The sequence below is a fragment of the Roseococcus suduntuyensis genome (assembly GCF_014196305.1).
GTDB classification, from domain to species: Bacteria; Pseudomonadota; Alphaproteobacteria; order Acetobacterales; family Acetobacteraceae; genus Roseococcus; species Roseococcus suduntuyensis.
Map to the genome: position 1 here is coordinate 576607 of NZ_JACIDJ010000001.1, position 19082 is coordinate 595688.

The 19082-nt window shown below is 72.0% G+C and carries 18 protein-coding genes and 1 riboswitch; of the genes, 8 read left to right on the top strand and 10 right to left on the bottom strand.

What is annotated here, in order from left to right; translation table 11 throughout:
- Window positions 1–121: 121 nt before the first annotated feature.
- Entirely contained in the window at window positions 122–1051 is a 930-nt protein-coding gene (locus GGQ83_RS02660; protein ID WP_184382043.1) for a Bug family tripartite tricarboxylate transporter substrate binding protein, read from the bottom strand.
- Window positions 1052–1154: 103 nt separating this feature from the next.
- Here GGQ83_RS02660 and GGQ83_RS02665 point away from each other — a divergent pair, with 103 nt between their 5' ends.
- The gene (locus tag GGQ83_RS02665) at window positions 1155–2558 is read left to right on the top strand and encodes an FAD-binding oxidoreductase (protein ID WP_184382044.1); all 1404 of its coding nucleotides are present in this window, start codon (window positions 1155–1157) and stop codon (window positions 2556–2558) included.
- The gene (locus GGQ83_RS02670; protein ID WP_184382045.1) at window positions 2555–3730 is read left to right on the top strand and encodes an MFS transporter; all 1176 of its coding nucleotides are present in this window, start codon (window positions 2555–2557) and stop codon (window positions 3728–3730) included. Before GGQ83_RS02665 ends, GGQ83_RS02670 begins: the two co-directional genes overlap by 4 nt.
- A 110-nt stretch (window positions 3731–3840) precedes the next feature.
- Here GGQ83_RS02670 and GGQ83_RS02675 read toward each other — a convergent pair whose 3' ends face one another.
- From GGQ83_RS02675 to GGQ83_RS02685, 3 genes are all read right to left on the bottom strand, one after another.
- On the bottom strand, window positions 3841–4203 hold the full coding sequence (locus tag GGQ83_RS02675; RefSeq protein ID WP_242534837.1) for a phasin family protein: 363 nt from the start codon (window positions 4201–4203) through the stop codon (window positions 3841–3843).
- A gap of 214 nt (window positions 4204–4417) precedes the next feature.
- Window positions 4418–5125: a TetR family transcriptional regulator gene (locus GGQ83_RS02680; protein ID WP_184382046.1), complete on the bottom strand. Its 708-nt coding sequence runs from the start codon at window positions 5123–5125 to the stop codon at window positions 4418–4420.
- A 40-nt stretch (window positions 5126–5165) separates the two neighbouring features.
- A complete protein-coding gene (locus GGQ83_RS02685) occupies window positions 5166–6290 on the bottom strand; it encodes a PQQ-dependent sugar dehydrogenase (RefSeq protein WP_184382047.1) in 1125 nt (374 codons plus the stop codon).
- A gap of 103 nt (window positions 6291–6393) precedes the next feature.
- On the opposite strand from GGQ83_RS02685, the gene GGQ83_RS20260 reads away from it, so the two are divergent.
- Genes GGQ83_RS20260 through GGQ83_RS02705 form a run of 4 tightly spaced genes read left to right on the top strand, consistent with a single transcriptional unit; the run spans window position 6394 to window position 12036 of the window.
- A complete protein-coding gene (locus tag GGQ83_RS20260; protein ID WP_184382048.1) occupies window positions 6394–7602 on the top strand; it encodes a TonB family protein in 1209 nt (402 codons plus the stop codon).
- A complete protein-coding gene (locus GGQ83_RS02695) occupies window positions 7599–8105 on the top strand; it encodes a prolyl-tRNA synthetase associated domain-containing protein (protein ID WP_184382049.1) in 507 nt (168 codons plus the stop codon). Before GGQ83_RS20260 ends, GGQ83_RS02695 begins: the two co-directional genes overlap by 4 nt.
- 26 nt (window positions 8106–8131) lie before the next feature.
- Window positions 8132–9469, top strand: coding sequence for a diaminopimelate decarboxylase (lysA, locus tag GGQ83_RS02700; protein WP_184382050.1), 1338 nt, complete (start codon window positions 8132–8134; stop codon window positions 9467–9469).
- A gap of 2 nt (window positions 9470–9471) precedes the next feature.
- Window positions 9472–12036: a DUF4175 domain-containing protein gene (locus tag GGQ83_RS02705; protein ID WP_184382051.1), complete on the top strand. Its 2565-nt coding sequence runs from the start codon at window positions 9472–9474 to the stop codon at window positions 12034–12036.
- A gap of 4 nt (window positions 12037–12040) precedes the next feature.
- On the opposite strand, the gene GGQ83_RS02710 is transcribed toward GGQ83_RS02705, so the two are convergent.
- The 5 genes from GGQ83_RS02710 to hemE form a co-directional block, all read right to left on the bottom strand.
- Window positions 12041–12271, bottom strand: a complete 231-nt coding sequence (locus GGQ83_RS02710) for a hypothetical protein (RefSeq protein WP_184382052.1) — start codon at window positions 12269–12271, stop codon at window positions 12041–12043.
- 125 nt (window positions 12272–12396) lie between these two features.
- A complete protein-coding gene (locus GGQ83_RS02715) occupies window positions 12397–12651 on the bottom strand; it encodes a hypothetical protein (RefSeq protein ID WP_184382053.1) in 255 nt (84 codons plus the stop codon).
- Between the two features lie 25 nt (window positions 12652–12676).
- On the bottom strand, window positions 12677–13285 hold the full coding sequence (locus GGQ83_RS02720; RefSeq protein ID WP_184382054.1) for an HAD family hydrolase: 609 nt from the start codon (window positions 13283–13285) through the stop codon (window positions 12677–12679).
- A 13-nt stretch (window positions 13286–13298) separates the two neighbouring features.
- Window positions 13299–14390 (bottom strand): ferrochelatase, encoded by a 1092-nt coding sequence (gene hemH, locus GGQ83_RS02725; RefSeq protein WP_311727033.1) that lies wholly within the window; start codon window positions 14388–14390, stop codon window positions 13299–13301.
- A 63-nt stretch (window positions 14391–14453) separates the two neighbouring features.
- Complete coding sequence (gene hemE, locus GGQ83_RS02730; RefSeq protein WP_184382056.1) at window positions 14454–15491, bottom strand: uroporphyrinogen decarboxylase; 1038 nt, start codon at window positions 15489–15491, stop codon at window positions 14454–14456.
- Window positions 15492–15795: 304 nt separating this feature from the next.
- Between hemE and GGQ83_RS02735 the strand changes: the two genes are divergently transcribed.
- Both GGQ83_RS02735 and GGQ83_RS02740 read left to right on the top strand, forming a co-directional pair.
- Window positions 15796–16686: a pyruvate, water dikinase regulatory protein gene (locus tag GGQ83_RS02735; protein WP_184382057.1), complete on the top strand. Its 891-nt coding sequence runs from the start codon at window positions 15796–15798 to the stop codon at window positions 16684–16686.
- Complete coding sequence (locus tag GGQ83_RS02740) at window positions 16683–17276, top strand: Maf family protein (RefSeq protein ID WP_184382058.1); 594 nt, start codon at window positions 16683–16685, stop codon at window positions 17274–17276. Before GGQ83_RS02735 ends, GGQ83_RS02740 begins: the two co-directional genes overlap by 4 nt.
- On the opposite strand, the gene GGQ83_RS02745 is transcribed toward GGQ83_RS02740, so the two are convergent.
- Window positions 17263–18849 (bottom strand): ABC transporter substrate-binding protein, encoded by a 1587-nt coding sequence (locus GGQ83_RS02745; RefSeq protein WP_184382059.1) that lies wholly within the window; start codon window positions 18847–18849, stop codon window positions 17263–17265. The two genes, GGQ83_RS02740 and GGQ83_RS02745, sit on opposite strands and share 14 nt — an antisense overlap.
- A 56-nt stretch (window positions 18850–18905) precedes the next feature.
- Window positions 18906–19015: riboswitch (TPP riboswitch) on the bottom strand.
- Between the last annotated feature and the right edge of the window lie 67 nt (window positions 19016–19082).

Sequence of the window (19082 nt, forward strand, 5' to 3'; positions counted from 1 at the left end):
TTCGAAGGCGAGGCTAGAGCGGTTTCCACGGGCGTGGAACCCGCTCCAGCTTCTCTCGCCGGAGCATCTTCACGCGCCCGCAAGCGGGCGCGATCTGCTCCGAGCGCGCCGCCCTTCGCCATCAATCCCCGGGGCGGATGCCCGCATCGCGCATCACCACGCGGAACTTCTCCAGCTCCGTGTCGCGGAAGGCGCGGAAGGCGGCGGCGTCGCGATAGACGATGGGCGTCGCCAGCCGCCGGAAGCCCTCGATCACGGAGGGCTGCTGCAGGGCGCGCTGGCACGCCGCATCCATGCGCGCGATCACCTCGGGCGCCGTGCCCGGCGGCGCGAAGAGGCCGGACCAGATGCTGTAGACCAGGTCCGTCCCCAGCTCGCGCAGCGTGGGCGTGTCGGGGAATTCCGACGAGCGCTGCTCGGCGAAGATCGCGATGGGGTGCAGGTTGTTGGCGCGCAGCGTGCCCGGCTGGTCGGCGAAGATGCCCACATCCTGGCGCAGCAGGCTCACCACCGCCTCGGCATTGCCGCGATAGGGGATGTGCGTCATCTCCGCACCCATCGCGCGCGCCATCGCGACGGTGGCGATGTGCGGCATGGAGCCTGGCCCGGTCGAGGCGAAGTTGAACCGCCCCTGCGCCTCGCGCGCGCGGGACGCCACCTCGGCCAGCGTGCGCGGGCCACCCGGCGCCGACATCAGCACCACCGGCGTGTCCGCCACCTGGCAGACCGGCACCAGGTCATGCGGGCGATAGGGCAGGTCGTTGCGGAAATTGGGCTGGATGGCCATGGCGCCGATGGGCGAGAGCAGGAAGGTCTGCCCATCAGGCCGGGCGCGCGCCACCTCCGCCGCGCCGATCACACCCGCGGCGCCGGCGGAATTCTTCACCACGATGGGTGCGCCCAGGATTTGCGAGAGCTCGGGCGCGAGGAAGCGCGCCATCAGGTCCGACGGGCCGCCCGCCACGAAGTTCACGACGAGGGTGATGGGGGCCTGCGCCCGCGCCGGCAGCGCGAGCAGCACGAACAGGCCGAATAAGGCCAGCACACGCATGGTGTTTCCTCCGGTTCATTTTTTGTCCGGACAGGTTAGGCAGCTTCCGCGACCAGGGACAACCATTCCCGCACGCCGCCATCGCGCGCATGATGGGGGGGCCATGAACACCCTCGCCCCCCGCGCCCACGACCACGTCATCACCGCCGCGCGCGCCTTCCTGGGCGAGCGCATCACGCTGAACGACGCCATCCGCCAGCAGCACAGCCGCGGCGAGGACACCACGCCGCCCACCATGCCCGATGCCGTGGTCTTCGCGGAAACCACGGAGGAGGTGAGCCGCCTGCTGGCGCTGTGCCACCAGCACGGCGTGCCGGTGACGCCCTTCGGCGCCGGCACCAGCCTGGAAGGCCATGTGAACCCGGTGCGCGGCGGCATCTCCCTCGACCTCAGCCGCATGAACGCCATCGAGGAGGTGAACGCCGCCGACATGGACTGCCTCATCGGCCCCGGCGTCACGCGGCAGCAGCTGAACGAATATCTGCGCGACCAGGGGCTGTTCTTCCCGGTGGACCCGGGCAGCCACTGCACCATCGGCGGCATGTGCGCGACGCGCGCCTCCGGCACCAATGCCGTGCGCTACGGCACCATCCGCGAGAATGTGCTGGGCCTGGAAGTGGTGCTGGCGGATGGCCGCGTGGTGCAGACGGGCGGGCGCACCCGCAAGGCGGCCAATGGCTATGACCTGACGCGGCTGTTCATCGGCAGCGAGGGCACGCTGGGCGTCATCACGCGCATCCGGTTGCGGCTGCACGGCATTCCCGAAGCCACCAGTGCGGCAGTGTGCCAGTTCCCGGACCTCGCCTCGGCGGTGAACACCGTCATCGCCACCATGCAGCTCGGCGTGCCCGTCGCGCGGATCGAGCTGCTGGACGAGGTGCAGATGGCCGCCTGCATCGCCTATTCGAAGCTGGAGGGGTTGGCGCCGGTGCCCACCCTCTTCCTGGAATTCCACGGCACCGAGGCCGGCGTGGCCGAACAGGCCGAAAGCGTGGAGGCGCTGGCCACCGATCATGGCGGCTCCGGCTTCGCCTGGGCGCGCGATGCCGAGGCGCGCAACAAGCTGTGGAAGGCCCGGCACGACGCCTACTGGGCCGGCATCGCCTGGCGGCCCGGAAAGCGCGGCATCACCACCGATGTCTGCGTGCCCATCTCGCGCCTCGCCGAAGCCCTGCTCGGCGCCAAGGCCGACATCGAGGCGAGCGGCTTCGAAGCGCCCATCGTCGGCCATGTGGGCGACGGCAATTTCCACACCATCATCCTGGTGGAGGAAGGCAATGCCGAGGAGATGGAACGCGCCTGGGCGCTGGACCGGCAGATCGTTCGCCGCGCACTGGCACTCGGCGGCACCTGCTCGGGCGAGCATGGCGTGGGCCTGGGCAAGCGCGAATTCCTGCGCGAGGAACATGGCGAGGCGGCGCTCTCCGTCATGCGCGCGCTCAAGGCCAGCATGGACCCCAAGGGCATCCTGAACCCGGGCAAGATGTTCCTCGACACCAATACGTGACCACCGCGCCCTTCGTCCTGCCCCTGCTGGCGCTGACGCTGGGGCATGTGTTCTCCAACGCCGTCCGCACCCTGCCCGCCGTGGCGGCGGACGTGCTGGCGGCCGACCTCGCCATCACGCCCGAGACGCTGGCCGCCATCACCGGCGCCTTCCCGGCCGCCTTCGCGCTCGCCATGGTGCCGGTCGGCGTGGCGCTGGACCGCTACGGGGTGCGCCCGGTGGCGCTGTGGCTGCTGGCCATCGCGGGCGTGGGGGCTGCGCTTGCCGCGTTGGCGCCCTCGGCGGGCACGATGCTGCTGGCGCAGATCGTCCTGGGCGCGGGCTGCTCGGGCATGCTGATGGCGCCCATGACCCATGCGGCGCAGGTGCTGGACCAGAAGCGTTTCGGCCTCTGGTCGGGGCTGATCCAGGGCATCGGCAATTCGGGGATGCTGCTGTCCGCGAGCCCGCTGGCCTGGCTGGTGGAGGTGGCGGGGTGGCGCGCCGGCTTCTGGGCCTGCCTTGGCCTGGGGGCGCTGGCCTTCGCCGCGGTGGCGCTGACGCTGCGTGCCCGCCCGCCCCTGCCCCAGCCCGGCCGCACCATCCTGGGCGACACGCGCGCGGTGCTGGGCTTCGCGAGTTCCCCGCGGCTGATGGGCATCTTTGCCCTCGCCTTCGTCTCCTTCGGCGCGGTGCTGGGGTTGCGCGGCCTCTGGGGCGGACCCTGGCTGATGGAGGTGAAGGGCATGGCCCGCATCCCCGCCGGGCATGTGCTGCTGCTGGGCACCTTCATGCTGGTGTTGGGGCCGGCGTTGGCCGGTTGGGTGTCTTCGCGCATGGGCCGGCTGCCGGCGTTGCTGGCGGCGGGGCATCTGCTGGCGGCGCTGTGCATCCTGGCGCTGCTGGCGGGCGGGCCGCTGGGCACGCCGGCCTGGGCGGATGCGGGGCTGATGGCCCTCTTCGGCCTGGCCATCAGCTTCCAGGTGCTGTGTTTCGCCATGCTGCGCGCGCGCGTGCGAGCGGAGGAGAGCGGACGCGCCCTCTCCGCCATGAACATCTATTTCTTCGGGGGGGCCGCGGTGCTGCAGGCCTTGAGCGGCCTCGCTTTCGCGGCGGGCGGCGTGGGTGCCGCCCTGCTCACCTTCGCGGTGGCCCTGGTGGTGGGCACCGCGTTGTTCTGGCGGTGGCGCTAGAGCATGCTGCGTTCACATGCGTTCACGCCGCCTGCTCCAGCCATCCTTGAGAGCGGGGTTCAGCGTTTTCGGTGCTTCCACCTCAACGCATCCCGCTCCAGGGAAGGGGGCTACGCGCCCTTCTTCACCATGGACTGCATTTCCTCCAGCGCCTCGGCGAAGCGACGGTTCAACACTTCCAGCGCCTCGCCATTGGACTTCTGGATGAGGTCCGCCAGTTCCTTCATCGAGGCCACGGCGCGCTCGTAATTCGCCTTCATCAGCTCGGCCTGCTGGGCGGCCTTGGTGGCGGGGTTGCCATCCATGGCGGTCAGGCCGCGCATGGCCTCGCTCATCTCCGCCATGGTCTGCTGCATCAGTTCCATGTTGCGGCGGGCGACGGCCTGGGCGCCTTCCATGGCCACGCGGTTGGCGGCGGCCATGGCTTCGAGGTTCCGGCGCTGGGCCTCGGCCAGGGCTTGGAAGTCCATCATGTTCGGCATCTTCATGCTGCTGAACATCCGCATCATGTCTTCAGGGTTGAAGCCTTGGCCCGACATCCGTGATCTCCCGGGGGGTGATTCGCTCGACCCTACAGGCGCGGCCGTGGCGGGGTCAAACGCCGTTTCTGTTGCAGTCGCAACAGTTTCCGCGGCCTCGTCCAGCGCGGCTTGCAGCGCGCGCGGCAAGGGTTCCGCCTGGGGGGGCTCAGGTGGGCTGGGTTCCGGCGGGGGCGTCGGTTTCGGGGTCAATTCGCGGGCCACCTTCAACGCCACTTTCGGAGCCGGCTTCGGGGGCCTCGTGGTCGGTGTGCGTGCCATGTCGCCCTGTCTCCTCGCGCCCAAGGCCCAGGCTGCGCGCCGCCTTGTCGGCCTGATCCAATGCGCGGTCCAAAGCGGCCATGGTGGCCGAGAGGTCCTCGCTCTCATCCTTCTCCCAGGCCCGCAAAGTGGCCAGCCAGATCACGCCAAGGCCATGGGCCCGCAGCGCGCCCTTGGGCCCCGTCGCCTCCAGCCCGGCCGCCTCCAGCATCCAGCGCATGGTGCGCGGCTGCTCGGTGGCGAGCCAGAGCGCCAGGAACGGGTCCCGCGGAAGGTCGTGCATGAGGCGAACCACGCCGGCGCGGTTTGGTTGCAGCATGTCCAGCCGGCGCATCAGCACGTCGAACAGCCGGTCGCGCGCGGTGGAGGTGTCGTCCTCCATCGTGCCTTCGATCACGGCCGCATCCACCGCCGCCGCATGCGCGCGCAGCATCTCCAACGGAGAGGCGAAGCGCGCGCGCAATTCAGCGAGCGTGATGCCCGCCTCCGCCGCCACGGCGCGCATGGTCAGCGCGGACCATCCCCCCCCGGCAAGCACGCGCCAGAAGGCCTGGAGGGCGGGGTCGTTCATATCGGGGGCGCTGGTGCTGCTCATCCTTTCCAGATTGGCGCAACGGCGGCCCGTGGGAAGGGGATCATGCGGCGGTGACGCGCAGAATCCGCCCATCGCCCCGGTCGGTCAGCAGCCACAACGCGCCATCGGGGGCGAAAATCGTGTGACGGATGCGGTCCTCGTCCCACAACAGGCGCTCTTCCTCGCCGGGCGTGTCGCCCTGCATGGGCAGGCGCAGCAGGCCCATGGGGTTCAGGCAGCCCAGGAAAAGACTGCCGCGCCAGGGGGCGGGCGCGTTGCCGGGCGCGAAGGCCATGCCGGAGGGGCTGATGGCCGGGTTCCAGTGGCGCAGGGGTTGTTCGAAGCCCGGGCCCTCGGTGCGGCCGCCGGCAATCGCGGGGCCCCAGTATTCGCGGCCATAGGTCACTTCCGGCCAGCCATAGTTCAGCCCGGGGCGGATCAGGTTCAGCTCATCCCCGCCACGTGGGCCGAATTCCGCCGAGAACAGCGTCCCCGTCGCCGGGTTGAAGGCGATGCCCTGGGGGTTGCGGTGGCCATAGGACCAGATTTCCCCACGCGCGCCCTGGCGGTTCACGAAGGGGTTGTCGGCCGGGATGCGGCCATCCCGCGTCAGGCGGATGATCTTGCCCGCCAAATCGTCCAGCCGCTGGGAGCGCTGGCGGTCCACGTTGCGGTCGCCCGTGGTCAGGAAGATGTGCGCGCCATCGGGGCCAAAGGCCAGGCGCCCACCGAAATGGTGCCGGCCGCGCGATTGCGCCGGCGTGCAGTCCAGCACCGGCGTCACGTCGCGCAGCGCGCCGTCCACCAGCCGCGCGCGGGAAAGGCGCGTCAGCGCGCCGCCCTGCACCAGCGTGGCGGTCACGAAGAAGATTTCCTGGGTGCGGGCGAAATCGGGCGCGGGCTGGATGTCGAGCAGCCCGCCCTGGTTCGCGGCCTCGACCGGCGGCACCCCCTGGAGCGGCGCCGAGACCCGGCCCTCGGGCGAGACCAGCCGCGCGCGGCCCGGCCTTTCGCTGACCAAAAGGCGGCCATCGGGCAGGAAGCCGCCGCCCCAGGGGTGTTCCAGCCCCTCGGCGAGGGTGCTGACCCGGAATTGCCCGTCGCGGGCACGAAAGCCCTGGGCCCCGGCCGGCAGGGCCAGCAGCAGGGCAGGGGCGGCGAGGAGGGTGCGGCGTTCCATCGTCATGCCCACGCATGTGGGGGCGGCGGCGCCCCGCTCAACCGTCCACCCCCTTTCGCCCCCGCGGGGAAGTGCGGTAAGGCGCCCCCATGCCCGGCCGAACGGCGCCATGAGCGTCCCGCACCACCGGCCCGCCTCGGGGCCTCCCGGGCCGCTGCCACGGTTCGGCCGGCGCCGGCAGGGCGCGCGCCGGACCCCCCTGCCGCCCACACCCCCGCCGCCGCGACCGGCGGGCGCCAGCCATGGCCGCTGGGCGCTGACCCGGCCCTCGGCCCGCACGGTACTGGCCTGGCTGCTGGGCTCGCTGCTGCTGCACGGGCTGATCCTGGCGGTGCTGCTGGCCTGGCCCGACCCCCGGCCCCGCCCCCCGGCCGAACTGCCCGCGCCGTCCTTCGACATCGTCTTTGACGGCGCCTCGCCGGAAGCCGCCTCGGGCGAGGCGCCGCCCGGCGAGGAGGTGGCGCCCAGCCAGCCCAGCGAACCCACCCCGCCACCACCCCAGGCCGAGGTGCCGCCCACGCCACCCACGCCCACGCCGGCGGCCCCACCCGCCCCGGAACCACCCGCCCCGCCGCCGCCCGCCCCGGCCCCGGCGCCCAGCCCGGTGGCGCCGCCGGCCGCGCCGCCACCGCCGGTCACGGCCGCGCCACCGCCGCCCTCTCCCCCGCTGCGCGCGGAAATCCCTGCCCTGCCCGCGCCGCCCCCGGCCCCGCCGCGCCCCGAGACGCCGCCGGCCGAGGCCGCCCCCACGCGCTTGCCCGAGGCCGAGGAATTCCTGGCCCCGCCCACCGACCTCCGCCTGACCGAACGCTTCGCCCTGCCCCTGCCGCCGGCACAGACCCCGCCCCAGCCGCCTCAGGCACGTCCACTGCCCGGCATCATGCTGCCCCAGGGGGCGCAGCTGGGCGGCGGCGCGCCTTCACCCGCGGGCCGGCCGCAGGGCAGGGGGCTCGACCTCTCGGTGGACCCGCGCTTCGCCGAGGGCGATGCCCGCACCGACCCCTCCGTGCGCGTCCAGGGCGCGCAGGTCGGCGCCAATTGGCGCGCCGCCTTCCGCCGCTGGCTGGAGCAGAACATCCGCTACCCGCAGGACGCGGCGATGCGCGGCGAGGACGGGACGGTGCGCGTGCAGATCCTGGCCAACCCGGACGGGACGGTGCGCTCGGTCCGGATGATGCTGCCCTCGACCTCGCCCTCGCTGAACTACGCCACCACCTTCCCGTTCCAGGGCGCGCAGATCCCGGCCTTCCCGCCGCCCGCCGACCCCAATGGGGTGACGGTGGACCTCACCGTGAACTATGTGCTGCGCCGGAGATGACCCCCGAGACCCTGCTGCAAGCCCTGGCCGATTTCGGCATCGAAGCCCGAACGATCCACCATCCGGCCGTCTTCACGGTCGCGGAATCCCGGGCGCTGCGCGGCGAATTGCCCGGCGCGCACTCCAAGAACCTGTTCCTGCGCGCGGCCAAGGGCGAGGGCTTCTTCCTGGCCGTGCTGGAGGAACACCGCCAGGCCAGCGTGAACGCGCTGGCCCGCGCCGCCGGCTGGCCGAAGGTGCGGATGGCGAGTGCCGAGGAGCTCCGCGCCACGCTGGGCGTGGAGCCGGGCAGCGTCACGCCCTTCGGCCTGGTGAACGCCCCGCCCGGCGGCGTGGGCGTGGTGCTGGACGCGGCGCTGGCCGATGCGCCGGGCCTCGCCTGGTTCCACCCGCTGGTGAACACGGCCAGCACGGGGCTGCGCCCGGCCGACCTGCTGCGCTTCCTGGCCGCGCGCGGCCATGTCGTGCGCGTGCTCGATCTGGACGCGCCGGCCTTGGCGTGAGGCCACGCCATCCCTTATCTGCAGGGATGGCCGCACCCGCCCCCGTCTTCGACACGCCCGACCCCGGCTTCGCCGACCTCCTCGCGCAGCGCCCCGCCCTCTCGCTGGACCCCATGGCGGGGCTGATGCTGGAGGAGGTGCCGCTGGCGCGCATCGCCGCCGCGCATGGCACGCCCGTCTGGGCCTATTCCGCCGCCACGCTGCGCCGGCGCGCGGGCATGCTCAAGGCTGCGCTGTTCAATGCCGGGCTGGACGCCAGCATCCATTTCGCCACCAAGGCCAACCCCTCCCTGGCGGTCGTGAACCTGCTGGCGGGCGAGGGCCTGGGCGCCGACGTGGTCAGCGAGGGCGAACTCCATGCGGCGCTGGCGGCCGGCGTGCCTGCCTCCGGCATCGTCTTCTCGGGCGTGGGCAAGACGCGGGGCGAGATGCGCCGCGCGCTGGAAGAGGACATCCTCCAGCTCAACATCGAAAGCGCCGAGGAGGCCGCCATCCTGAGCGAGGTGGCCGTCTCCATGGGCCGCCGCGCCCGCTGCGCGCTGCGCGTGAACCCCGATGTGGACGCGCGCACCCACGCCAAGATCACGACCGGCCTGACCGAGAACAAGTTCGGCGTGCCCATCGCCATGGCGCCCGACCTCTACGCGCGCATGTGCGCCATGCCCGGCCTCGAACCCGTGGGCATCGCGGTGCATATCGGCAGCCAGATCACGCAGGGCGTGGCCTCCTATGCCGCCGCCTACCAGCGGCTGGGTGACCTGGTGCGGGAACTGCGCGCGGCTGGCCACCCGGTGCTGCGGGTGGATTGCGGCGGGGGCCTCGGCATTTCCTATCGCGACGAGACGCCGGCCTCGCCCGAGGCGCTGGCCGGCGCCATCCGCGCCGGGCTGGGCGGGCTGGATGTGCGGATCATGCTGGAACCGGGCCGCTGGATCTGCGGGCCGGCGGGGGTGCTGCTGGCGGCGGTGGTGATCGAGAAGCAGTCCAGCGACCGGCGCTTCGTCATCCTGGACGCGGCCATGAACGAATTGCTGCGCCCGGCCATGTATGATGCCTGGCATGGCATCCTGCCCGTGGCCGCCGCGGCCTTCCACGCGCCCGTCTCGCCGGCCGACGTGGTGGGGCCGGTCTGCGAAAGCAGCGACACCTTCGCGCGCGACCGCGCGCTGCCGGCGCTGCCGCCTGAATCCCTCGTCGCATTTCTCGATGCCGGGGCCTATGGTGCCTCCATGAGCAGCACCTACAACGCGCGCCCCCTGGCCGCCGAGGTGATGGTGGACGGCGCCCGCTTCGCCCTGATCCGCGAACGGCAGGACCACGCCGCCCTGCTGCGCGGCCAGCGCCTGCCCGACTGGACCGGCTGAGCATGGCCCCACCCCCCGCCCTGCACCGCAAGCGCCTTCTGGCGCGGATGGCGCTGTGGTGGGAGGGGGCCTGGCCGGCGCTCTGGCCCACCCTGGGCGTCCTGGGGCTTTTCGGCGTCTTCGCCCTGTTGGGCGTGCCCGCCCTGTTGCCGGGCTGGCTGCACGCGCTGGTTCTGCTGGGCTTCGTGCTGGCCCTGGTGCCGGCGCTGCGGCATGCGGCGCGCGGGCTGCGCGCGCCAGCCCTTTCGGCGGCGGACCGGCGGCTGGAGGCCGCCTCCGGCCTGAAGCACCGCCCCTTGGCCGCCTTGCAGGACCGCCCGGCCACCACGGGCGCGGAGGGCGAGGCGCTCTGGGCCGCGCATCAGGCGCGCATGGGCGCGCTGATCACCCGGCTGCGGGTGGGGCTGCCGCGGCCCGGGCTGGCGGCGCGCGACCGGAAGGCGCTGCGCGGCGGCCTTCTGGTGGCGCTGGGTGCCGCCCTGGGCGTGGCCGGGGCCGATGCGCCCGCGCTGCTGGCGCGCGGCCTGACGCCGCAGCTGATGGGCAGCGCACCGGCCGCGCCCCTGCGCGTCGAGGCCTGGATCACCCCGCCCGCCTATACCGGCGCCCCGCCCATCTTCCTCGACACGCGTGGCGGGCAGGTGATGGCGCCGCTGGGCAGCCGCTTCCAGGCGGCGGTCTCGGGCGGGACGGGCGTGCCGGACATCAGCGGCCTACCGGGCGCGGCCTTCGCCCCGCTGGGCGGCGGCAGCCATGGCGCCCAGGCCGTGCTGGACACGGCCGGCCGCGTCACCCTGCGCCAGGGCGGCCGCGAGGTGGCCAGCTGGGAGATCGGCGTGCGCGCGGATGCCCCACCCAGGGCCAGCTTCACCGAAACCCCCGCCCGCGCCCCGCGCGGCCTGGCGCTTCGCCTGCCCTGGGCGGCGGAGGATGACTGGGGGGTGGTGGGCCTCCAGGCGCGGCTGCACCTGGACGTGCGGCCGGACGAGGCGCCCATCACCCTCGACATCCCGCTCCCCTCGGCCGCCCCGCGCGAGGCCACGGGCCTCTCGCAGCCCGACTTCTCGGCCCATCCCTGGGCGGGGCTGGAGGTGCGCGTCAGCCTGGAGGCGCGCGACGGCGCCGGCCAGACCGGCCAATCCGAGACGGTGCTGCTGACCCTGCCCGAGCGCAGCTTCACCCACCCCGTGGCGCGGGCGCTGATCGAGCTCCGCCGCGTGCTCTCGCGCGATCCGGGGGCGCGGATGGAGGTCATGCGCGGCCTCGACGCCCTCGCCGCCGACCCCGAGGCCTTCGAGCACGACTTCGCGACCTATCTGGGCCTGCGGGTGGCGCGGTCCTTCCTGCACCGCGACCGCCGCCCCAGCGCGGTCGCCGAGGCCCAGGCCGTGATGTGGGAAACCGCCCTGGCACTGGAGGAGGGCCGCGACAGCCGGACCGCCCGTGCGCTGGCCGAGGCCCAGCGGGCGCTGCGCGAGGCCCTGCAGGAGGCCGAGCGCAACCCCGAGGACGAGGCCGCCCGCCAGGCCGTGCAGGAACGCATCCAGGAGCTGCGCGAGGCCATCCGCCAGCACCTCGAAGCCCTGGCCGAACGCCTGCGCCAGGAAAACGCCGAAGCCCTGCCCTACGACCCCCAGCAGCGCATGCTGGACCAGCGCGACATGGAACGCCGCACCCAGCGCATGGAGCAGGCCACGCGTGAGAACCGCATGCAGGATGCCCAGCGCGAGCTGGCGGATCTGGAGGAGATGCTCCGCGCCCTCCAGGAAGGCCGCATGGCCCGCGGTGAAAGCCCCGAACGCCAGCGCCAGCGCGAGCGCGGCCAGCAGCAGATGGGCGCCGTGCAGGACATGGTCCGCCGCCAGGCCGAAATGCTGGACCAGGGCCAGCGCCGCGCCGAGCAGGAAGACCAGCGCCGCGCCCAGGAACGCCGCCTGCAATCCCCCTGGAGCCAGCGCCCCACCCAGCCCGGCCAGCCCACGCCGGAGTCACGCGAGCAGGCGCAGGCGGAAACCCGCCAGCAATCCGAGGCCGAGGCCCGCATCCAGCGCGCCCTGCGCCGCGCGCTGGGCGAACTCATGCAGCAATTCGGTGATTTGACGGGCGAAGTGCCCGAGGCCCTGGGCCAGGCCGACCAGGCCATGCGCGAGGCCATGGAGGCCCTGGGCGCCGCCCGTGACGCCCGCCCCGCCCAGCAGGAGGCCATCCGCCGCCTGCAGGAAGGCGGACGCCAGATGGCCCAGCAGATGCAGCGGCAATTCGGCCAGGGCCAAGGGCAGGGCGAGGGCCAGGGGGATGGCGAGGGCGGCCCCGACGCCAATGGCGAATTCGGCCAGGGCCAGGACGGGCAGGGCGGGGAGCTGGGGATGGGCGAAGGGCGTGACCCCTTGGGCCGCCCGCGCGATGCCGCCGGCCAGGCCGAGCATGGCAGCGACACCCGCGTGCCCGACGAGGCGGAACTGCTCCGCACCCGCCGCCTGCAGGAGGAACTCCGCCGCCGCGGCGCCGAACGCGAGCGGCCGGTGGAGGAGCTGGACTACATCGAAAGGCTCTTGCGGCGGTTCTGACCCGTCACCGCATATCGGCGCGGAAGCGCATCTGCTGGCCGAGCAGGTGACGCCGCGCGGCCCAGAAGGCCCCGCTGAACAGCAGCAGCAGCGCCACCACGCCAAGGATGGCCACCTTGCTCCAGACCGAGGCCACGGTCAGTGCCGCCACCATCACCACCAGCGCCCAAAGCCCGCGCCGTGTCCGTGCCTGATGGGCGCGCAGCGCCTCGCGCGCGGCCCGTCTGTCTGTCATGTCCATGTGGAAATCGCCCCGGCGGGCGGCGCCCGGAATAGGGCTGGGCCGCTTTCGCCTCTTGGCCTGGACATGGGCCCGGACGGGCGGGGTGCCAGATCCGGAACGGCGGCGGAAGAAGCGGCTCAGCCCAGCTTGGCGCGGGCCGCGCGGGAACGTTCCAGCCGAGCCATCGCGATGCCGTAGCGCTTGCCGCCATAGATGATGACGCCGGCGACGACGAGGATGAAGGCCACGAAGCCGCCGATGGGCACGCCATAGGCGATGGCGGCCCAGGTCAGCCCCAGCGCGGCGGCGAAGAGCGCCAGCATGGCCAGGAAGGCGCCGCGGATGGCGCGTTGTTCCGCCTGCCAGAGGGGGTCGTTCGCATCCAACATCATGGCCCCCAGATGGGGCGGCATGCGCTCAATGGAAGGTGTGCAGCCCCACTACCGGCACGCCGAGCCCGGGCAGCAGGCCCACCACCTGGCAGCCGGCGGCCAGCCCGGCGGCCACGCCCGTGGCGCTGTCCTCCACCACCAGGCACTCCGCCGGCGGCAGTCCGCAGGCGGCGGCGGCGTGGGTGTAGAGGTCGGGCGCGGGCTTGGGGCGGGGCACGTCCTGGAAGCTGAAGACCCGGCCCTCGAAGAAGGGGGCGAGGCCCAGCACGGTCATCTTCATGGCCAATTCCTCCCGCCCGGAATTGGAGCAGACGGCCATGGGCACGCCCCGTGCCGCCAAGGCCGCCACGGCCTCGATCGCGCCCGGCATGGGACGGACGCTGCGGGCCAGTTCGGCGGTGATCCGCATGGCGACGGCCTCCGGCCAACCGGGGGGCACGAAGGGCACCCGGGCCGCGATGCGCGGCAGCATGTCGGGCAGGGAGACGCCCAGGAATTCACGTTCGGCCGCATGCGGTGTCAGCGCCCAGCCGAGTGCGGTGATCTCCTCCGCCACGATGGTGTTGGCGATGCTCTCGCTGTCCGCCAGCACGCCGTCGCAGTCGAAGAGGACGGCCCTGAAGGGGGGTAGCATCAGGGCGGCAGCATCAGGCGGAAACGGGCATGCCGGCGGGCCTCGCCGGGGCGTCGGCGCGGGCGCGGGCATGCGGGCAATCGCCGTGCTGCTTCGGGCATTGCCGGGCGCCGGCGAAGCTGCACAAGGCGCGGCCGCCATTCCGGGCGCGCAGCACCAGGTCCGTCAGCGCCGTGATGAAGGCGAGGTCGCTGTTCTGCGCCGGCACGCGGAAATACCCGGGAATGCCGAGCTTCTCGGCCTCCTCGCGGTATTCCACGTCCAGCTCCACCAGGGTTTCCGAATGCTCGGAGACGAAGGCGATGGGGCAGATCAGGATGGCGGTCTTCTCATGCGCCGCGCGTTCGATCTCGTCCTCGGTGGAGGGGCTGATCCATTTCTGCGGCGTCACGCGCGACTGGTAGCAGACCACGCTGTCCAGCTCGGGCATGTTCAGCTGGCGCAGCACGGCTTCCACCGTCTGTTCCACCTGCCACTGGTAGGGGTCGCCGGCCTTCACGATGCTCTCGGGCAGGCCATGGGCGGAGAACAGCACGCGCAGCGGCACGCCGAGTGGCAGGGTGTTGCGGGCATCCTCGATGGATTGGCGCACCAGGCGCGCGGTGGCGGCGGCGAAGCCCTCATCCGAATGGAAGCAGCACAGCGTGGTGGTGGGCAGCGAAAGCCCGATCTTCGCCGCGGCCTCGTTCCAGGCGATGATGGAACTGCCCGTCGTGGTGGTGGAGAATTGCGGGTAGAGGGGCACGAGAAGCACCTCCTCCGCGCCCCAATCCTTCACCGCGCGCGCGCATTCGTCGGACATCGGGTGCCAGTAGCGCATGCAGACGAAGGATTTGTACTCGGCCGAGGGGTCGCGCGCGGCCAGGATCGCGTCCAGCGCCTCGCCCTGCGCGATGGTCAGTTCCAGCAGCGGGGATTTCCCGCCCAGCACCGCGTAGTTCTCCATGGCGGGCGCGGTGCGCCGCCAGGCGATCAGCTTGCCGAGCCAGGGGCGGATGAAGCCCGGCACGCGCAGGATGGCGGGGTCGGTGAAGAGGTTGACCAGGAAGGGGCGCACGCTTTCGGGGGCGTCAGGCCCCCCGAGATTGAACAAGACCACCGCCACGCGCCGCGCCATACCTGAGTTCCCCGGTTCCGTGCCCCCGACATGCCCTCGATTGGCGTCGAATCAACCCGCGCGTAGCACGTCCATGAGTTGCGCGACATGCTCGGGCGGCGTGGGCGGGACAATTCCATGGCCCAGGTTGAAGATGAAGGGCCGCCCGCGCATGGCGGCCAGGATGGCGCGGGCCTCCTCGTCCAGCGCCGGGCCGCCGGCCACCACGGCCTGCGGGTCCAGATTGCCCTGCAGCGCCATGTTGGGCGGCACATGGGCGGCGGCCCATTTCGGGTCCATGCCCGTGTCCATGGCCACCGCCTGGATGGGCATGGCGGCCGCGTATTCCTGGAGCAGCGGGCCCGCGAGGCGGGGAAAGCCGATCAGCGGAATGTCCGGCCGCGCGGCGCGCAGCGCCGTGGCGAGCCGCACCGAGGGCTCGATCACCCAGCGCCGGAACCCGCTGGGCGAAAGCAGCCCGGCCCAGCTGTCGAACAGCATCAGCGCCTCAGCCCCGGCATCGGCCTGGGCGAGCAGGTAGGTGAGGGTGGCGGCCTCCAGCTTCGCCATCACGGCGGCGAACAGCTCGGGGTTGCGGAAGGCCATGCGGCGGGCCTCGGCGAATTCGCCGCCGCCGCGGCCCTCCACCATGTAGCAGGCCACCGTCCAGGGACTGCCCGCGAAGCCGATCAGGGCGGTGTTGGGGTGGTCGGCCTCCAGGGCGGCACGCACCCGGCGCACCGTCTCCATGATGGGGGCGGCGCGTTCCGCCACACCCTCCAGCTGCAGGGCGTCCAGACCCGCCTGGTCCCGCACGGGGTCCAGCAGTGGGCCCTCGCCTTCGGCGAAGCGCAGCCCCTGCCCCATGGCCCAGGGCACCATCAGGATGTCGGAGAAGAGGATGGCCGCGTCGAAGCCATAGCGCCGGATGGGCTGCAGCGTGACCTCGGCCGCCGCTTCCGGCGTGGTGCAGAGCTTGATGAAGCCGCCGGCCTCGTTCCGCACCGCGCGGTATTCGGGAAGGTAGCGCCCGGCCTGGCGCATCAGCCACACGGGGGGCGGCCAGACGGCCTCGCCAGCGAGAGTCCGGAGGAAGGGCTTTGTCGTCATGCCCGAACCATCACACCAAAAGGAAAAGAGAAGAAGAGGCTGTGGTGGTTGTAGGGCCTGTGAATCACGGGGAGGCAGCCTGTCCCGGAAATATCCACAGCTTTTCGCCGGGGCTGGACAGCGCCGCGACTCGCGCACCCGCCTGCCCCCGGCGGCGCTATCCTCCGCGCGCACAACCATGGCCCCGGATTTCTCCCCTGTGCCGGCTGCTGTCCGCTTCATCCCCGCTGTGGATGTCCGGGACGCTGGCGGGGGCGGTTCATCCCCGTTATCCCCTGTGTGTCCAGGAACGGTCCACAGATCCATGCCCATCCGGAACACCAACCTGCACCTCGTCTCCGACAGCACGGGCGAGACGCTGAACAGCATCGCCCGCGCGGCGCTCGCGCGGTTCGAGCAGCCGAGCGTGATCCAGCACCGCTGGTTCCTGGTCCGCTCCCGCCTCAACCTCGACCGCGTGATCGAGGGCATCGAGCATGAGCCTGGCCCCGTGATGTTCACCCTGGTGGACCGCAGCCTGCGCCTCGCCCTGGAGGAGACCTGTTCGCGCCTGGGCATCCCCGCGCTCTCGGTGCTCGACCCCGTGATGGAGATGCTCCAGATGGAGATCGGCACCACGGCCAAGGAAAAGCGCGCGGCCCAGTATGTGATGGACGCCGACTACTTCCGCCGCATCGACGCCATGCACTATGTGCTGAGCCATGATGACGGGCAGGGCACGGCCGGCATCATGAACGCGGACGTGGTGCTGGTGGGCGTCTCGCGCAGTTCCAAGACACCGACCTGCTTTTATTTGGCGAACCGTGGGGTCAAGGCGGCCAATGTGCCGCTGGTACCCGGCGCGCCCCTGCCGCCCGAGCTGGACACCGCGCCCTGCCCCATCGTCGGCCTGACCATAGACCCGCTTTCATTGCTGGAAATCCGGCGGCACCGGCTGCGCATCCTGGGCGCCGAGGGCGTGCGGATGGGCGAGAACGACTATGTGGACGCCGATGCGGTGAAGGCGGAAATCCTGGCCGCGCGGCGGCTGTGCACGGCCAAGGGCTGGCCGGTGATCGACGTGACCCGCCGTTCCATCGAGGAGACGGCGGCCACCGTCATCCAGCAGATGGAGCTGTGGCACCAGCGCCAGGGCACGGCCCGCGCCGTGCCGCCGCATGACCCGGCCGCACCCATCCTGGGGGCGAAACGATGAGGTTGGTGCTGGCCTCGCAAAGCGCCTCCCGCCGGGCGCTGCTGGAAGCGGCGGGCCTCACTTTCGAGGCCCTGCCCGCCGCGGTGGACGAGGCCACCATCAAGGAATCCGCCCGCGCCGAGGGCATGGCGGTGGCCGAGGCCGCCACCCTGCTGGCCGATGCCAAGGCCGCGCGCATCGCCCGCAAGCACCCGGAGGCCGTCATCATCGGCGCCGACCAGATCCTGGTCTGCGAGGAGGAATGGTTCGAAAAGCCCGAGGATGTGGAGGGCGCCCGCGCCCATCTGCGCCGCCTTCGCAACAGGCCGCATGAGCTGGTGACGGCCGTGGTGGTCTGGCGCGAGGGCGAGCGGGCCTGGCACCATGTGGCCCGCCCGAAACTTGTGATGCGCGACTTCTCCGACGCCTTCCTGGACGACTACCTGGCGCGCGAGGGCGGCTTCGTCACGCAGAGCGTGGGGGCCTATCGCCTCGAAGGGCTCGGCCTCCAGCTCATGCGCGACATCAAGGGGGAGCACACGGCCATTCTCGGCCTGCCCATGCTGCCCCTGCTGGCCTATCTGCGGGACAGCGGCGTCATCCCCGCCTGAGGTTCCACAGCATCGGGCTCGGCGCCTGGAGCACCCCCGTCAACTCGCGGCGGAAGGCGGTGCGGAGGCGGAACAGGCCGGTGGGGGCGAAGGGGACGGACTCCCAGGCGGCGTCCTGCAGCTTCGTCATCGCGGCCTCCTGCCCCGCGCGGTCGGGCGCGGCGAGCCAGGCCTGCACCTGTTCCTCGATGGCGGGGTCTTCCGGCCAGCCGAACCAGGCGCTCGCGCCATGCGCGCGGATGATGGGGCTGAGGCCCGGATTCGCGATACCGGGCGAGGGGAAGTTGGTGTTGTGCAGGCTCCAGCCGCCCTGGGTGGGAGGGGCCCGGTTGGCGCGGCGCGCGACGATGGTGGCCCAGTCGCTTTCCACCGCCTCGATGGTGACGCCGAGGCGGCGCATGAGGTCCACGGTCAGGCGGCCCTGCTGGGTGACGGCGGGGAAGTCGCTGGGGTTGATGTGGACCAGGGTTTCGCCGCGATAGCCGGCTTCGCGCAGAGCCGCGCGCGCGCGGTCCATGGCCGCGGCGTTGCGCGGGGCAGCCTCGAATTCGCGGATGCCCGGCAGGCTGCACGGGAACATGGCGTGGCATTCCTGCCAATCGCCCGGGATGGCGACGGCGGACATGAAGTCGCTCTGCACGATCAGGTCGCGGATGGCGCGGCGCACGCGCACATCGTCGAAGGGCTTGTGCAGGTGGTTGAAGCGCAGGAATCCTAGGAAGCCCAGCGGATCATAGATCTGGGTGCGGGTGTTGCGGTCGCGGTCCAGCACGGGAACCAGGTCCGGCAGGGGGTATTCGATCCAGTCGATCTCACCGGTGCGGAGTGCCGCGGCGGCGGTGCCGCCATCCGGGATCCAGACCATCTCCAGCCGGTCGAAATGCACACGCTTGCCGCCGGAGGAGAGTTCCGCCGGTTCGTCGCGCGGGATGTAGCTTTCGTTCTTCGCATAGGCCGCGAAGGCGCCGGCGTTGAACTCGCCTGGCAGGAAGCGCCAGGGGCCGGAGCCGATGATCTCGGTGATCGCGCGGTCGGCCGGGGTGGCGGCGATGCGCGCGGGCATGATGAAGCAGGGGATGGTCATGATCTTCGCCAGCCCGTCCAGCAGGCTGGGGAAGGGGCGGTGCAGGCGGAAGATGATGCGCCTGTCGTCGGGCGCTGACAGTTCGGCGGTGGCCTGCATCAGCACCTGGCCGAAGCCGTCGCGCACCGCCCAACGGCGGATGGAGGCCACGCAGTCCCGCGCCAGCACGGGTTCGCCGTCATGGAAGCGCAAACCTTCGCGCAGGGTGATGGTCCAGGTGAGGCCATCGGGCGCGACCTCATGCCCCGCCGCCATCTGCGGCCGCGGGCGCAGCTGCGCGTCCACGCCATAGAGCGTGTCGAAGACGCAATTGCCGTGCGTGGAGGTGATGGTGGTCAGGTTGAACACCGGGTCCAGCGCGGCGAGGCCCGCCTGCGGCATGAAGCGCAGGGTGCGGGCGCGGGCATTCTGGGCGGTGGCGGGGGCGGCCAAGCCGGCCGCCAAGGGCGCGGCCAGGACGTGACGGCGATTGAGGCGAAGGGCGTTCACGCATTTCCTCCATGCGGCCCGGAACGCACGCAGGAAGGGGGTCGCGCGGCGGGATGCCGCGCCTCGTCCACCGCTCCCTTCGCCGGTCCGAACCGGATCAGGTTCCAAGGCTCGCGGGATGCATCCCGCCTCTCAGCCCAGCGTCAGGGCTCACCCAGGTGACGGAATGAGGTTTGCGCCGGTTGCGGGCGGGCGACAAGAGGCTTGCACGAAGTTAGATGTCGAACTAGATA

Excerpts from the sequence above, each read along its gene's own strand:
- GGQ83_RS02685 (WP_184382047.1), bottom strand. The coding sequence starts at position 6,290 with ATGACGATGGAACGCCGCACCCTCCTCGCCGCCCCTGCCCTGCTGCTG.
- GGQ83_RS02715 (WP_184382053.1), bottom strand. The coding sequence starts at position 12,651 with ATGATGTTGGATGCGAACGACCCCCTCTGGCAGGCGGAACAACGCGCC.
- GGQ83_RS02705 (WP_184382051.1), top strand. The coding sequence starts at position 9,472 with ATGGCCCCACCCCCCGCCCTGCACCGCAAGCGCCTTCTGGCGCGGATG.
- GGQ83_RS02735 (WP_184382057.1), top strand. The coding sequence starts at position 15,796 with ATGCCCATCCGGAACACCAACCTGCACCTCGTCTCCGACAGCACGGGC.
- GGQ83_RS02740 (WP_184382058.1), top strand. The coding sequence starts at position 16,683 with ATGAGGTTGGTGCTGGCCTCGCAAAGCGCCTCCCGCCGGGCGCTGCTG.
- GGQ83_RS02720 (WP_184382054.1), bottom strand. The coding sequence starts at position 13,285 with ATGCTACCCCCCTTCAGGGCCGTCCTCTTCGACTGCGACGGCGTGCTG.
- GGQ83_RS02675 (WP_242534837.1), bottom strand. The coding sequence starts at position 4,203 with ATGATGGACTTCCAAGCCCTGGCCGAGGCCCAGCGCCGGAACCTCGAA.
- lysA (WP_184382050.1), top strand. The coding sequence starts at position 8,132 with ATGGCCGCACCCGCCCCCGTCTTCGACACGCCCGACCCCGGCTTCGCC.
- GGQ83_RS02695 (WP_184382049.1), top strand. The coding sequence starts at position 7,599 with ATGACCCCCGAGACCCTGCTGCAAGCCCTGGCCGATTTCGGCATCGAA.
- hemE (WP_184382056.1), bottom strand. The coding sequence starts at position 15,491 with ATGACGACAAAGCCCTTCCTCCGGACTCTCGCTGGCGAGGCCGTCTGG.
- GGQ83_RS02680 (WP_184382046.1), bottom strand. The coding sequence starts at position 5,125 with ATGAGCAGCACCAGCGCCCCCGATATGAACGACCCCGCCCTCCAGGCC.
- GGQ83_RS20260 (WP_184382048.1), top strand. The coding sequence starts at position 6,394 with ATGAGCGTCCCGCACCACCGGCCCGCCTCGGGGCCTCCCGGGCCGCTG.
- GGQ83_RS02710 (WP_184382052.1), bottom strand. The coding sequence starts at position 12,271 with ATGACAGACAGACGGGCCGCGCGCGAGGCGCTGCGCGCCCATCAGGCA.
- GGQ83_RS02665 (WP_184382044.1), top strand. The coding sequence starts at position 1,155 with ATGAACACCCTCGCCCCCCGCGCCCACGACCACGTCATCACCGCCGCG.
- GGQ83_RS02660 (WP_184382043.1), bottom strand. The coding sequence starts at position 1,051 with ATGCGTGTGCTGGCCTTATTCGGCCTGTTCGTGCTGCTCGCGCTGCCG.